Below are 424 nucleotides of genomic sequence, written 5' to 3'. Positions count from 1 at the left end.
CGGACGCGACGCTCGCGAGCTTGCCGCTCCTCACGGCTCCGGAGCGTCAGCAGTTACTCGTCGACTGGAATGGCCCTCGTGCCGAGTTCCCTCGCGACCTCTGCCTCCATGACGCCTTCGCCGCCCAGGCTCTTCGCACGCCTGACGCACTGGCTGTCATCTGCTGCGACGAGCAGCTCACCTTCCGTGAGTTGGACACGCGCGCCAATCAACTCGCCCACCGGCTGGTGAAGCTGGGCGTCGGCCCCGACGTGCGCGTGGTGCTCTGCGTGGAGCGCTCCGTCGAGGCCCTCGTCGGCATCCTCGGCACTCTCAAGGCCGGTGGCGCCTACGTCCCCATCGACCCCAGCTACCCCCGTGAGTGGCTCTCCCACGTCCTCACCGACACGGGCGCTCCAGTGGTGCTTACCCAGCAGCGCCTGCG

At 68.9% G+C, this 424-nt stretch carries 1 protein-coding gene; it reads left to right on the top strand.

The window, feature by feature from the left end; genetic code table 11:
* Positions 1 to 20: 20 nt before the first annotated feature.
* On the top strand, positions 21 to 424 hold a 404-nt coding region (locus ACLEQD_RS45160), incomplete at its 3' end, for an AMP-binding protein (RefSeq protein ID WP_410392033.1).

The organism is Corallococcus sp. 4LFB, from assembly GCF_046520365.1.
Lineage (GTDB): Bacteria > Myxococcota > Myxococcia > Myxococcales > Myxococcaceae > Corallococcus > Corallococcus caeni.
This window is presented reverse-complemented; position numbering and strand designations above follow the sequence as displayed.